The organism is Plantactinospora sp. ZYX-F-223 (assembly GCF_039649625.1).
GTDB lineage: Bacteria > Actinomycetota > Actinomycetes > Mycobacteriales > Micromonosporaceae > Plantactinospora.
The window spans coordinates 88,306-101,973 of sequence record NZ_JBDJAV010000004.1; the positions used below are offsets into that span (position 1 = coordinate 88,306).

The following is a 13,668-nucleotide window of genomic DNA, read 5'->3' on the forward strand; positions in this document are numbered from 1 at the left end:
TCCGCGTCGTGGCGTCGTGGCGTCGTGACAGTCAGGCGGCCAGGCCCAGTGACGGTTCCCGGACGGCGGTGGCCGCGCCGGCCAGCCGGGCCGCGATCACCTCGGCCACCGCGACGACCGGCAGGTTGGTGTTGCCGCGTGGCGACACCGGGATGACCGAGGCGTCCGCGACGTGCACGTTGTCCAGGCCGCGGACCAGCCCGTCCGGACCGGTCACCGACATCGGGTCGGCGTCGGGGAGCATCGCGGCGGTCCCGGTGGGGTGCCAGTAGCCGCGGACCGTGGCCTCGACGTGCTCGACCAGCTCGTCCCGGTCGGTCGCGTCCGCGCCGGGCAGCAGCTCGGCGGCCAGCAGCTTGGCCAACTCCGGGGTCGCGGCCAGCTCCCGGGCCCGCTCCAGCCCGTCCAGGATCACCGCGAGGTCGTGGCCCTCCGGGTCGGTCAGGAACCGCGGGTCGATCTCGGCCGGCGTCTGCGGGTCGCGGCTGCGCAGCCGGACCCGGCCGCGGGAGCGCGGGGTCATACAGAACGCCTGCACCTGGACGTGGTACGCGGCGCGGCCGGGACGTGCCGGGTCGTACTGCGGGATCGGCAGGATGAACTCGTCCCAGCCGCCCGGGTCGCAGTGCGGGCTGCGTGCCTTCCACAGCACCTGGCTGGGGAAGAAGTCCTGGTCGGCGGCGAAGGCGCCGGTGGCCGCGATCAGGTCGTCGGAGGCGGCGAAGGTGAGCCCGGAACCGACATGGTCGGCCAGGTTGGCGCCGACGCCGGGCAGGATCTGGACCGGCGGGATCCCGTGCCGGGCCAGTTCGTCGGCCGGTCCGACGCCGCTGCGCAGCAGGGCCGCCGGGGTGCCGTACGCGCCCGCGGTCAGCACGACCCGGTCGGCCGCCACCGTGACCGGCACACCGTGGCGGTGGCCGAGCACGCCGGTCGCCCGGGCGCCGGTGAAGAGCAGCCGGTCGACCGGTAGATCGGCCTCGATGGTGAGACCGGGCAGCCCGCGCAGGCCGTCCAGGTACGCGAAGGCGGAATTCCAGCGCACCGACTCGTGGATGTTGACCGGCGGCAGCCCGACTCCGTCGATCGCCGTGGCGTCGTTGACGTCGCCCAGCATCGCCACGCCGAGCCGGTCCGCGCCGGCCAGTGCGGCGCGGGCCACCGGGGTGAGGACGTCCGCCCGCACCCGCTGCGGGGCCAGCACCGCCTCGGCGCGGGCGACGGCCGCCCCGACCTCGGCCGGGGTCCAGTCCCCACCGCTGCCGGCCAGCCATTCGGCGACGTCGAGCGGGGTGGGCCGGACGCACCAGCAGCCGTTGTGCGCCGAACATCCGCCCAGCACCCGGGCCCGGGACGTGGTGATCTCCCCGTGCACGTCCCAGTCGTGCGAGGTGGGCAGGATTCGCGGGTCGAGCAGGTCGGCGGGCCACCGACCGGCGCCGAGCGGGCCGTAGTCCGGCCCCGCCTCGATCAGGCACACCGAGGCGCCCGCCGTCACCATCCGGGCCGCGACGGCCGCGCCGGCGCTGCCGCCGCCCACCACCGCCACGTCGAAGTGCCGGGACGCCTTCCCCGCGCCGCTCACCAGCCCGCCTCCGCCCCGCTCAGGGCGCGGCTGAACCGCGCGCAGATCTCGTCGCACTCGGCCGCGGTCACGATCAGCGGCGGCATCAGGTCGACGACGTTGTTGCCGGTGTGGATCAGCAGCCCGTGCTCCTCGCAGGCGAAGCGGAGCGATTCGCACCGGGCGGCCGGCCACGGCACCCCGCCGGTGGCCAGTTCGATGCCGAGCATCAGGCCGCGCCCACGGATGTCCACGATCGACGGGTGCCGGTCGCGCAGCGTCTCCAGCCGGTCCCGCAGGTACGCGCCGACGACCGCGACGTGGTCCAGCAGGCCGGCGTCGAAGACGTCGAGCACCGCCATCCCGGCCGCGGCGCCGAGCGGGTACCCGTCGCTGGTCGAGCCGTGCGGGAAGCCCTCCCGCGTGGGGCTGCCGAGCAGCCGGGCGGCCAGTGCGGAGCCGACCAGCATGGCCGACATCGGCAGGTAGCCGCCGGTGATGCCCTTGCCGAGCAGCAGCAGGTCGGCGTGCACCCCGTCGGCCACCGAGCGGGACAGCGCCCCGGTGCGGCCAAAGCCGGTGGTGATCTCGTCCACGACGAGCAGCGCGCCCCGGCGCCGGCAGAGCGCGGCCAGGTCGGCCAGGTAGCCGTCCGGTAGCGGCCGCACGTTGGTGCCGAGAACCGGTTCGACGATCACCCCGGCGACGCGGTCCGGGCCGAGCCGGTCGAACTCCGCGGCGACGGCGGCGACCCCGGCGCCGGTGTCGTCCGGGGCCGGCGGGTCGACGTGACTGACCCCGGCCATCAGTGGCCCGCAGGCGCCGTGCACGTGCGGCTCGCCGGTGACCGCGCCGGCCGCCACGCCGGCGCCGTGCCAGCTGCTGTTCAGCGCGATGATCCGGTCCCGGCCGGGCGTCCCCTCGATCCGGCTCAGGTACCGGCTGAGCAGCACCGCGCCCTCGACCGCCTGGGCGCCGGACTGGTACAGCTTCACCGTGGCGTAGTCACCGCCGACCCGGTCCAGCAGCCGCTCCGCGTAGTCCATGGTGATCTGCGGCGGCTGTTCGAAGCGGATGGTGACGCCGGCCGGGAGGGTCCGCAGTTGCGCGGTGACGGCGTCGATCACCGTGGGGTGACGGTAGCCGAGAGCCACGTTCCACATCCCGGCCCGGGCGTCCAGGAACGTGCGGCCGGCCCGGTCGGTCACCCAGACGCCGGCGCCGCTGACCTGCTGGGCGTCCTCGTCGAGCAGTTCGGCAGACACGGCGAGCGGGGTGATCCCGTGCCACAGGCCGATACGGCCGGGCGGGGCTTCGATCTCAACGGACACTGCTGTTCCTCTCGATGGCGATCCGCCGGTCCCGCAGCCGCTGGTAGAACGGCCGGTGATGGGCGTCGAAGGCGGCGAGTACGGAATGGTTGGCCACGGTGTCCGGATATTCGGCCGGTACCGGGCGGAAGCCGTCGGTGGCGCCGGTGCGCACGTGCCACCGGCTGGTGCGCTGCCACTGCGGCAGCAGACCCGGTGACCAGGACAGCGCCTCCGGCCGGAAGTCCCAGCCGACGGCGGCGCAGACCGCCGCGACGGTGGCCGGCGGATCGGTGACGAGGTCGTCGGAGTCGACCACCACGGCCGCGCCGCCCGCGGCCGTGACCGCGTCGTGGATCTCGGCCAGTCGCTCGAACCCGACCTCCGGGCTGGTCAGCCGCGGGTTGAGGGCGAAGTGCGAGGCGATGGCGGCCGCCGGGTCACGGATCAGGAAGACGTGACTGACCCGGCGCAGGAAACCGCGGTCGGCCAGCAGGCCCGGGTAGCGGAAGTCGGTGGTGTCCTTGAAGAAGACGGGCCCGTCCGCCGCCAGCCGTTCGATCCGCGCGATCAACCCGGCCTCACTGTGCACGGTCTGCCCGGCCACGACGTACGCCCCGAAATCGGTGAGCTGCGAGAACGGCTCGTGCAACACCATGTGGTCGCCGCGCTCGGCGATCATGCGCAGGAAGGCGGTCGATCGTGACCGCGGCGCGCTCCACAGCGCCACCACGGATGGACCGTTCCCGGTGCTCCCGGACATCCCCACCACCTCCTCAACTCCAGTAAAGCTATGATGACTCTAGTAATCTCTTGCCGTCAACACCTAGATCTCGTCGAGGACGGGCGATTCGGGTACCTCAACAGAGCGGGGTAGCGATACAGTGGTAAACATCGGACTTAGTGACTGGAGTCGACAACACCGATGAAAGAGCTCGTGGTGGGTCAACCGGAGTTTGGTAACCGTCTGCGCAACCGCCGCATCGAGATGGGCCTGTCCCAGAAGGCCCTGGCCGGCGACAACATGACGCCGAGCTACATCTCGCTGCTGGAGAACGGCAGCCGGGTGCCCAGCCTTGAGGTCGTGATCCGGCTGGCCCGGCTGCTCGACAGCACCCCACAGGAACTGCTCGGTTACGAAGTGGAGGGCCTCAGCGGCGGCCGTGGCCGGGAGCCGTCCGAACTCGTCGCCCAGGTCGAGATGCGCCGTCTCGCCGAGATGGGCGACCTCGCCGGTGCCCGCAAGCTGATCGAGGAGAAACTCGCCGGCGCGCGCCTCACCGGCAACGACGAGGCAGGTCTGGCGTACGGCATCGAACTGCTCAAGGTCCTGACCGATGCCGGCGACCAGGAGAAACGACTCGCCCTGGTCGACGAGCTGCGGCGGATCCCCAGCGTGGACCGCTCCCCTGCCATCCAGGTCGTGCTGGCCGCGCACAACGCGTCGATCCTGCGCGAGATGGGCCGGTTGGCCAGCGCGCAGAAGGCCGCCCAGGAGGCCGTGGAGCTGGTCAGCGAGGGTGAGTTGAGCGGCAGCAGCGAGCACGTCCAACTGCTCGGCATCCTCGCCTCGATCGAGGTCGAGACCAACGCCTTCGACGCCGCCGAACGCACGATCGAGGAGATGATCCGGCTGGCGAACGACGGCGGGTACGCTGGCGTCCTCGGCCGGACACACTGGATCGCCAGCATGGCCTACTCCCGGATGGGCCGTCCGGCTCCGGCGTACGAGCACCTCCTGGCGGCGCACCGGACCCTGGTCTTCGGCACCATGACCCTGCACGACTGGCTCCGGTTCTCCCGGTTCACCGCGTCGGTCCTGCTGGAGGGCGGGCACGACCTCGAAAAGGCCCGCGACTGGATCGACTCGGCCGAGCTGAACGCGCGCCTGGCCGGGCTCGAGTCGGACCGGTTGGCGGCGCAACGCGAGCGGGCGCACTACGAGCTCACCGCCGGCAACCCGGCCGAGGCGGCCAGGCTCTACACCGAGCTGCTCGAACGGCCGCAGCAGGTCAACGGCAGCGAGACGGTGATGGCGCTCGCCGGGCTGAGCGACGCGCTGCAGCGGATCGGCCGCATCGACGAAGCCATCGAGTGGCAGCGCAAAGCGGCGGAGCGCTACGAGGCGGACGGCAACTACCGGCGGGCCGCCGAGTCCTGGCGCAAGATCGACGCCTTGCGCCAGCAGGCCGCTGCCCGGAACTGAGCGGCAGACGTACGGCCGGGTGAACCCCGACCTCCTCCGACGCCGGGTCATCCGCGCCGAATGGCACTCCGGCGCATGGCACCACGCCGGCGCTGCCGACCCACTTGCCCTGCTCAGTTATGTCCCGGGTCGGCGTCCCGGCCGGCCCGGCGTCGGTCAGGAGATCTTCAGGTCTGAGATGCGCTGGTTCGGGTCACGCAGCAGTTCCGCCAGCACGACCCGGTACCCCCGGACCGCGCCGACGACCGCGTCCCGGTCGTAACACGTCGGGTTGTAGTTCAGCTCCGCGCTCCGCCGGTCGTCGCTGACCGTCATACCCGGCTCGCCCCGCTTGGCCCACAGCGCCCGCCGGTCGGGTCCGACCTCCGCCCCGGCCGGCAATCTCCCCCGCGACCGCTGTTCCCGGACCTCGTCCCCGGCCTCGGCCCGGCCGCCCGGGGCGCCACCGGCCGGCGGTGCCGACTGGAACCACGAGTGGTACAGCAGCAGGAACGGCCAGGGCCGGGCCTCCGCGAAGCCCGGGTTCACCGCCTGGGCGATCTCCTTGAACGACGCCACCTGCCGCATCGCCGCGAAGGTGCTGGTCCGGACCTCGGCGACGGCGTCCGCCAGGGTGGTCCGCAACGGGATCGTGGTCGCCACGTAGATGTTGTGGGTGAACTGGCCGACCAGCTCGGTCGTCCCCGGCTCGTCCCGGCCGGAGGTGGCCGTCCCGAGTACCAGCCGGGGCCAGCCGGTCATCGCGCCCAGCAGCACCCGGTAGGCCGCGAGGGAGAGCACGAACGGCGTCATCCGGTGCTGCCGGGCGTACCCGTGCAGCCGGCGGGCCAGGTCGGCGGGGAGTCCGATCGTCACCTTTGCCGTGGCGGTCACGTCCAGCCCGGCGTACCGGCCGGTGTCGGCGCCCGGACCGTCCGCGCCGCCCGACCATCCCCCCGCACCCTCGCCGACTCCGGGAAACGGCAACGCCTCCGGCAACGGTGTGAGCTGCCGCTGCCAGAACTCCGTCCGGCGCCGCCGCTCCGCGGCGCTCCACCTCGGCACGGCCGTCGCGTCGGCGTACCGGAGGGGCAGTTCGGGCAGCGGGCCGCCCTGACCGGTCCGGGCCGCCAACGCGGCGGCCAGGTCGCGCAGAAAGACCCCGGTCGACCAACCGTCCGCGATCATGTGGAACATGCTCACCGCGACCGTGTAGTCGGTCCGGGACGAACGGACCAGCGTCACGCTCCACAACGGACCCTGGCGGAGATCGAAGGCGCGACCGCTCTCGTAGCCGAGTACGCTGCCCCGCCGCGCCGCGACCCGACCGGTGGGCTCGCCGGAGAGGTCGACGAAGGTCACGATCGGTTCGACCTCGTCCTCGATCCGGATCAGCGGGTCGTCGGCGATCGTCTCGAAGACGATCCGCAGTGCGTCGTGCCGTCGCGCCACGTCCCGCACCGCGGCCCGGAACACCGCCAGGTCCACCGGCCCGGCCAGCGGCATGGTGCCGAAGACGTTGTAGCCGAGGCACCCCGGGTCGTCCGGCGCGAAGCAGCGGACGAACTCCCAGAGCGTTTCCTGACTGCGAGCCAGCGCGGTGACCGTCGGCGGCATGGGCTCAGAGCCTGCTATCCGGCATTCAGGTCTGTCAAGGACGGACGCCTCCGGCAGCCGGGCACCGGAGATCGTCAGTCCCGGACCCCGGCCAGGCCCCGATCGGGAGGTCGGCCAGTAGATCGGCCGGACATCTCCGGAAGTGATCCGGAAAACTTCCCGCACGCTCGATCCACGATCGGTCGGGCCGGCCGACGGTACGACGGCCCGATCACCATGCTGAGCTGCTGATCGATGCCCACGTGCGAGGCGTGAACCGGCCGAAAAATATCCGGGACCTCGACGGACGTGGATGATCGCACTAGGGTGACGGCCAGCGGGTGCCTCGACGGGGAAGGGGCCGGACGGTGGGTCACGCCGCCGGTTCCGGGAGGGGAAGGTATGTCATCCGAAGGCTGGCGATTGCTGCGCCCCGGAGCCGGGCCCGGTCTGCTCGCCGTCGACTTCACCCCGGCACAGGCCCGGGCCGGAGCCGGGTTCACCGACCTGGCCCGGCTGCTGCCCGAGCCGTACCCGGTGTGGGGCACCGAGGAGGCCGGCTGGCGACACGTCGTCGCGGCGTCGGTCGACTCCCCAGCCGGTGGGCTGGACGTCTGGTTGGACCGGGACCTGCCGGTCACGGGCGGGACGGCGGGCATCCTCGGATACTGCGCCGGCGGGACGCTCGCCTGCGCCCTGGCCCGACGGCTGGCGGACCGCTACGGGGTCGCCCCGCCGGTCGTCCTCTTCGACCCGGTCGAGGTGACGGCGGAGACGCTGTACGACCAGTTCGGGACCGCGCTGGACGGTCTCGCCGCCGCGCTGCCCGCCGCCGAGGTACGGGCCGCCCGGGAGGCCGCCCGGGCGGAGGTACGCACCCGGCCCGAGCTGAGCCGGCTGGCCGGGCGACTCTCCGAGCGGTACGCGGCACTGGCCCGGCCAGCCTGCGCCGGGCAGGGCGTTCCGCCGTCCATCGCGGACCAGCTCTGCGCCCGGATCGACACCTACCTGCGGTACCTGCTGCTGTCGGCGGCAGCGCCACCCGACAGCCCGGGTCCGGCGCTGGTCGTCCTCTCCGCCGGTCACGAACCACCACCGATCCCCGGCGCCGACCGGCAGGTCCGGCTGGACGTCCCGCAGTCGGACCTGCTCGCCGACGTACGCGCCGCCGACCTCGCCGGGCGGGCGCTCGTCGGCGAGCCGCTGGCCGGCCGGTCATGACCCAGTCGACCCGGCAACGGCCGGGCGACCACGACCAGACCGACTCCGAAGCGCTGAGCCGCAAGGAGGAGGCGCTCTGGCTCTTCCAACGGTTGGCGCCCGCCGTGGCGGTGGACAACCTGCCGTTCGCGATCAGCACGTCGGAGCCGATCGATCCGGCGGTGCTGTCCGCCGCGGTGCACGAGCTGACCCGACGCCACCCGGTGCTGCGTACCGTCTTCCCGGCCCGGGACGGTGTCCCGTACCGGCGGGTGCGCGACCCCGACCTGCCGCCGCCACCGGTGCGGAGTCTCCGCACCACCCGGGCCGGTCTCGCCGACACGCTCGCTGAGCTGGCCGGGCAGCCGTTCGCGCTGGCCACCGAGCCGCCGCTGCGGGTGGCCCGGGTCGAGTTCTCCGACGGTCCGGGCAGCGTGCTGTGCCTGGTCGTCCACCACATCGCCTTCGACGGCCGGTCCGCCGGCATCGCCCTGCCGGAACTCGCCACGATCTACCTGGAGCTGGCCGGCACCGGTCCGGCGCCGGACCAACCGGCCGGGAACGCCGGCCAGCCGGCCGACGAGGTCGTCCCGCCGGCCCACACCGGCCACCGGGAGCCCCCGCCCCGGGCGACCAGCCTGCGGTACTGGACCGAGCGGCTGGCCGGAATCGACCCGAAGACCTTCCCGCTGGGTCGGGCCCGGATCGAACCGCCGGAGCCCCGCTTCACCGGTGCCCGACTCGAACGGGTGCTCTCCGCCGAGGGCCGGGCGGCGTTGGACTCGCTGCGCCGTCGGCTCCGGGTCACCGACAACATGGTGCTGCTCGCCACGTACCTGTTGCTGTTGGCCCGGCACGGCGCCGGCCCGGACCTGGTGGTCGCGGTGCCGGTCGACACCCGGGGCGGCGCGGCGGCCGGCCGGGTCGGGTACCACGTCAACACGCTGCCGCTCCGGGTCGCGGTGCGGCCGCGGGACAGCTTCCGGCACCTCGTCGCGGAGGTCCGCGCGCATCTGGTGGCGGGCCTGGAGCACGCCGACGTGTCGTTCGAGAACCTGCTCGGCGGGCTGGGCCTGGACGCCATGAACTGGCGCGCGCCGCTGTTCCGGCACATGTTCAACTTCCTGCCCGCCTCGACCGTGGTGCCCCCGGGCCCGTTGCCGGACTCCGCCTGGGTCACCGTCGACTCCCGGATGAGCCGGTACGACCTGCAGTTCGTGGTACTCCGCTGGCCGGAACGGATCGCCCTGGAGGCGGTCTACAGCACGGAGATCCACGACGAATCCTATGTACTGGCGCTGGTCAGCCGGTACGAGTTGCTGCTCCGGGCCGCTGCCGCCGACCCGGACCGGCCGCTGGCCGACCTGGAGATGTGGCATCCCGACGAGCGGACGGCCCTGGAGCGGGTGAACCGATCCCCGGCCCCGGTGAGCCGGTTGGTGCCGCACCTGGTCGCCGAGCGGATCCGGCAGAGTCGACGGGAGTGCGCCCTGGTCGAGCCCGAGGGGCAGGCCCGCGACCGTGGTTGGCTGGCCGACCGGGCCGCCGTCATCCAGGCACATCTCGCGGCGGCCGGCGTCGGCCCCGGCGCCGTCGTCGGGCTCGCCCTGCCCCGCGGCGGCGACCTGGCCGCGGCCGTCCTCGCCACCTGGTCGCTACGTGCCGGCTACCTGCCGGTGGACCCGGCCCAGCCAGTCGCCCGGCTGCGGGTACGGCTCGACGCGGCGGACGTCCGGGCGGTGCTCACCGGCGCCGGTCCCCCGCCGGCGTGGGCGGCGGACCGACACGTGCTCCGGCTCGACCACCTCGACCCGGTCGCCCGGTCGGACGCCCCGGCGGTGCCGACCGGGCTCGGCGTCGTCCGGGACGACGACCTGGCGTACGTCATCTTCACCTCCGGCTCGACCGGAACGCCCAAGGGTGTGGAGGTCACCCACGGCAACCTGGCCAACCTCGTCGGATTCTTCGCCGACCGTCTCGCCGTGTCCGATCGGGACCGGACGCTCTGGTTGACCTCGTTCGGCTTCGACATCTCCGCCCTCGAACTCCTCCTCGCGCTCGGCCATGGCGGCGCCGCGGTGGTGGCGCCGGACTCGGCCCAGGTCCGCCCGGATCTGCTGCTCGACCTGGTCACCCGGCACGACGTCGGAGTGGTGCAGAGCACGCCGACGATCTGGCGCCTGGTGGCGGGACGGCTGACCGACGAGTTGGCCGGGCGCCGGGTGCTCTGCGGCGGCGAGCCGCTGACCGCCGCGCTGGCCCACCGGCTGCTCCGCTCGGGCTGCCGGCTGTTCAACGTGTACGGCCCGACCGAGACGACGATCTGGTCGACGGTGGCCGAGATCCACCCCGGGGTACCGGACCCGGTCGGCATCGGCGGTCCGATCTGGCACACCACCCTGCACGTGCTCGACGACGACGGCCGGGAACTCCCACCCGGGGTGGTCGGTGAACTGTGGATCGGCGGTGCCGGGGTGGCCCGGGGTTATCTGGGCCAGCCGGCGCTGACCGCCGAACGGTTCACCGACGGACCCGGGCCAGCCCGCCGCTACCGGACCGGCGACCTCGGCACCTGGCGGCCAGACGGCACGATCGAGCTGCTCGGGCGGGCCGATCGGCAGGTCAAGCTGCGCGGCCGGCGGATCGAACTGGGTGAGATCGAGTCGACGCTGGAGCGGCACCGGTCGGTCGCGGCGGCGGCCGTGGTGGTGCACGGCGACCCGCAGGGCGACGGCCGGCTGGTCGGCTACGTCCAGCCGGTCGATCCGTCCACCGACGACGGGTTCCTGACCGAGCTGGCCCGGCACGCCGGGGCGGTGCTGCCGCACTACCTGGTCCCCGCTGACCTGGTCCGCCTCGACGTGTTACCCCGGAACCCGAGTGGCAAGGTCGACCATTCCGCCCTGCCGGAGGTCGCGCCGCCGGACACCCGAACCGGGCCGTCCGGCTCGGCACCGACGGCGCTCGACCCGCTGCTGCGGTCGCTGGTCGAGCTCTGGGTGGACCTGCTCGGCCGCCCGGACGTCGACGAGCGGAGCAACTTCTTCGCCAGCGGCGGCCAGTCCCTGCTCGCGGCGGTCCTGGCCACCCGGATCGCCGACCGGACGGGCCGCGAGGTGACCCTCCAGGACGTCTTCAACGCGCCGACGCCGTACGAGCTGGCCGAGATCGTCCGGGGCGGCTCCCGGCATCTTCCGGACGGCTCCCGGGGCGGGCCGGGTGAGCCAGATGAGCGGGGTGAGCTGGCCGAATGACCAGACTGGAGGGGGCCGAGATGTCGGCGCAGACCCGCACCGGGGGCACCCGGTACGGCGACTCGGGCGGTCCCCGGGTCGTACCCGATCTGCTCCGCCGCAGCGCGCGGCTGGTACCCGGACGGCCGGCGATCGTGGTCGACGGTCGACCGGTGCTGACCTTCGCCGAGATCGAGGCACGGTCGAACGCGCTCGCCCGAGGGCTGCGGGACCGTGGCGTGGTCCGGGGCGACAAGCTGGCCCTGGTGTTCGCCGGTCCGGCCTGGCCGGAGTTCGTCGTGGCGTACTTCGGCGCGCTGAAGGTCGGGGCCGCCGCGCTGCTGCTCGGCGAGCGCTTCACCGGCGAGGACATCCGGCGGCTGGTCGCCCGGCACCGGGTAGCCGGGATCGTCACCGCGCCCGGCACCGTCAGCGCGCCCGGGCCCGTCGGGTCCGGCCACCGCCCGTCCGGCGCGGACGATCGCCTCGTCGGGGCTGCGCCGGCGGAGCCGGGCCAGGGCGCGCCGGGGACCGGCGGAACCGGCCCGGAAAGGTCCGGGACGGCGGTCGCCGGAGTCGGTTGCTGGGCCGCCGACACCGCCGAACTGACCGCCGGACAGGACGACTCGGCGGTACCGATCGAGGCCACCCCGCTGGACATCGCCGATGTGGTCTTCACCTCCGGCACCACCGCGCTGCCCCGGGGTGTCGTCGCGACCCACGCGAACGTGGTCCGGGCCCAGCCCACCTGGCCCACCGGTGTCCGGGCCAACCAGCCTGGCCTGCACGCCCTGCCGCTGGGGTCGGTCGCCGGACAGATCCACCTGGTCAACAGCGTCGGCGGCCAGCAGACCTTGGTGATCATGCCCGAATTCACCGTCCCCGACTTCCGGCGGCTGACCGAGCAGTGGCAGGTCAGCTCGGTCTTTCTGGTGCCGGCGATGGGACACTGGCTGGTCCGGGCCGGGACGGGCCAGGCACCGAAGCTCTCCTCCGTACGCGGCGTGCACTTCTCCGGCGCGGCCCTGCCGGTCGGCATCATGCCGGACCTGCCGGCGGTGTTCCCGAATGCCACCTTCTACAACTTCTACAGCTCGACCGAGGCGTTTCCGGCCCGGGTGGCGACCCAGTTCGACCCCGACCGGCCGGATTCCGTAGGCCGGCCTGTCGGCGCGAACCAGGTACGCATCACCGCCGAGGACGGCAGCCTGCTGGGCGCCGGTGCGGTGGGCGTGGTCTGGCTGCGGTCCGCGGTCGCCCCGTCCCGCGGGTTCCTGGACGCCGACAGCTCCGACAGTTCCGACGGCTCCGGCCCGCCCGAGGTCGGTACGGCCGGGACCGGCGGCTCCGGCACCGCGGCGGCCGGTACGGCTGGGTTCCAGGACGGCTGGACCCGGACCGGGGATCTCGGCTACCTGGACGCCGAGGGTTACCTGTTCCTCGCCGGCCGGACCGACGACGTGGTGAACGTGGGCGGGTTCAACGTGTCGACGTACCGGGTCGAGGAGGTGCTCGGCCGGCACGAGGCGGTGGCCGAGGCGGCTGTCTTCCCCGTCGACCATCCGGTGCTCGGCGAGGTGATCGCCGCGTTCGTGGTACTGCGGGCCGAGGCCAGCACGCGGGAGATCCGTCAGCACGCGGCCCGGCAGTTGAGCCGCCGGGAGTTGCCGGCGGTCATCCGGCTCGTCGAGGAGATTCCCCGGAATGCGGCCGGCAAGGTGCCGAAACGACACCTGCCGGAGCTGCTCGACGGCACCGGCCCGGCCTCGTTCACCGCACCCCGTACCGAGGTCGAGGAGCGGGTGGCGCAGACCTGGGCGGAGTTGCTCGACGTCGGTTCGGTGGGCGTACACGACAACTTCTTCGAGATCGGCGGCGACTCGCTGCTGGCGGTCGAGGTCGCCGCGCAGCTACGGGTACGGCTCGGGGTCGAACTGGACGCCGTCACGATCTTCGAACTGGCCACCGTCGCGGAACTCGCCCGGTACGTGACCGAGGAGCAGGCGCGGGCGGCCGAGGACCAGGAAGGCAACCCGGGAGAGGAATCCGATGAGCACTTCGTCCACTGAATCCGAGGTCATCGAATCGCTACTCGGCCAGCACCCGGACGTCGCCGAGTTCGCGGTCGTCCGGGCCAGGGCGCGGCGGATCGTCGCGGTCACCCCACGGCTGTACTGCACCGCGGTGGACATCCGCGACGACATCTGGGAATCGGTGCCGGCCGAGCAGCTCCCGGACCTCGTCGTGGTGCTGCCGAAACTGCCCCGGGACGCCGAGAGTCGGGTACTGCCCGACCAGATCGCGCACGAGGCGGTCGACGAACCCGGTGCGTGTGGCTTCCACCCGCCCCGGACCCCGACCGAGGTGGAGCTCGCCGGCATCTGGCGGGAGATCCTCGGCCGCCGCCGGGTCGCCGCGGACGACAACTTCCTCGACCTGGGCGGCGACTCGATGACCGCCACGCTGCTGCTGGACTCGACCAACGAGCGGTTCGGCGTCGCGCTCTCCTTCGACGAACTGCTGTCGATGCCGTCGCTGCGGGCGGTCGCCGAGGCGATCGACCAGCGCCGGTAGGGACCG

At 73.3% G+C, this 13,668-nt stretch carries 9 protein-coding genes; 5 read left to right on the plus strand and 4 right to left on the minus strand.

The window, feature by feature from the left end:
• Positions 1–31 precede the first annotated feature (31 nt).
• From AAH979_RS05500 to AAH979_RS05510, 3 genes are read right to left on the minus strand one after another with little or no spacing between them, the layout of a single operon-like run.
• Positions 32–1,585 carry a GMC family oxidoreductase gene (locus AAH979_RS05500; protein ID WP_346256922.1) on the minus strand — a complete coding sequence of 518 codons (1,554 nt, stop codon included), beginning with the start codon at positions 1,583–1,585 and terminating at the stop codon, positions 32–34.
• Positions 1,582–2,895, minus strand: coding sequence for an aspartate aminotransferase family protein (locus AAH979_RS05505; protein WP_346256923.1), 1,314 nt, complete (start codon positions 2,893–2,895; stop codon positions 1,582–1,584). Before AAH979_RS05505 ends, AAH979_RS05500 begins: the two co-directional genes overlap by 4 nt.
• Complete coding sequence (locus AAH979_RS05510) at positions 2,885–3,637, minus strand: hypothetical protein (protein WP_346256924.1); 753 nt, start codon at positions 3,635–3,637, stop codon at positions 2,885–2,887. Before AAH979_RS05510 ends, AAH979_RS05505 begins: the two co-directional genes overlap by 11 nt.
• Positions 3,638–3,814: 177 nt before the next feature.
• Here AAH979_RS05510 and AAH979_RS05515 point away from each other — a divergent pair, with 177 nt between their 5' ends.
• Positions 3,815–5,080 carry a helix-turn-helix transcriptional regulator gene (locus AAH979_RS05515; RefSeq protein WP_346256925.1) on the plus strand — a complete coding sequence of 422 codons (1,266 nt, stop codon included), beginning with the start codon at positions 3,815–3,817 and terminating at the stop codon, positions 5,078–5,080.
• Positions 5,081–5,236: 156 nt separating this feature from the next.
• Here AAH979_RS05515 and AAH979_RS05520 read toward each other — a convergent pair whose 3' ends face one another.
• The gene (locus tag AAH979_RS05520) at positions 5,237–6,676 is read right to left on the minus strand and encodes a condensation domain-containing protein (RefSeq protein WP_346256926.1); all 1,440 of its coding nucleotides are present in this window, start codon (positions 6,674–6,676) and stop codon (positions 5,237–5,239) included.
• Between the two features lie 381 nt (positions 6,677–7,057).
• Between AAH979_RS05520 and AAH979_RS05525 the strand changes: the two genes are divergently transcribed.
• From AAH979_RS05525 to AAH979_RS05540, 4 genes are read left to right on the plus strand one after another with little or no spacing between them, the layout of a single operon-like run.
• Positions 7,058–7,876 carry a hypothetical protein gene (locus AAH979_RS05525; RefSeq protein ID WP_346256927.1) on the plus strand — a complete coding sequence of 273 codons (819 nt, stop codon included), beginning with the start codon at positions 7,058–7,060 and terminating at the stop codon, positions 7,874–7,876.
• On the plus strand, positions 7,873–11,109 hold the full coding sequence (locus tag AAH979_RS05530; RefSeq protein WP_346256928.1) for an amino acid adenylation domain-containing protein: 3,237 nt from the start codon (positions 7,873–7,875) through the stop codon (positions 11,107–11,109). Before AAH979_RS05525 ends, AAH979_RS05530 begins: the two co-directional genes overlap by 4 nt.
• Entirely contained in the window at positions 11,106–13,157 is a 2,052-nt protein-coding gene (locus AAH979_RS05535) for an AMP-binding protein (RefSeq protein ID WP_346256929.1), read from the plus strand. Before AAH979_RS05530 ends, AAH979_RS05535 begins: the two co-directional genes overlap by 4 nt.
• The gene (locus AAH979_RS05540) at positions 13,138–13,662 is read left to right on the plus strand and encodes a phosphopantetheine-binding protein (protein WP_346256930.1); all 525 of its coding nucleotides are present in this window, start codon (positions 13,138–13,140) and stop codon (positions 13,660–13,662) included. Before AAH979_RS05535 ends, AAH979_RS05540 begins: the two co-directional genes overlap by 20 nt.
• The last annotated feature ends 6 nt before the right edge of the window (positions 13,663–13,668 follow it).

Coding starts and splice junctions, on each gene's coding strand:
- AAH979_RS05525 (WP_346256927.1), top strand. CDS start 7,058: ATGTCATCCGAAGGCTGGCGATTGCTGCGCCCCGGAGCCGGGCCCGGT.
- AAH979_RS05540 (WP_346256930.1), top strand. CDS start 13,138: ATGAGCACTTCGTCCACTGAATCCGAGGTCATCGAATCGCTACTCGGC.
- AAH979_RS05530 (WP_346256928.1), top strand. CDS start 7,873: ATGACCCAGTCGACCCGGCAACGGCCGGGCGACCACGACCAGACCGAC.
- AAH979_RS05510 (WP_346256924.1), bottom strand. CDS start 3,637: ATGTCCGGGAGCACCGGGAACGGTCCATCCGTGGTGGCGCTGTGGAGC.
- AAH979_RS05535 (WP_346256929.1), top strand. CDS start 11,106: ATGACCAGACTGGAGGGGGCCGAGATGTCGGCGCAGACCCGCACCGGG.
- AAH979_RS05520 (WP_346256926.1), bottom strand. CDS start 6,676: ATGCCGCCGACGGTCACCGCGCTGGCTCGCAGTCAGGAAACGCTCTGG.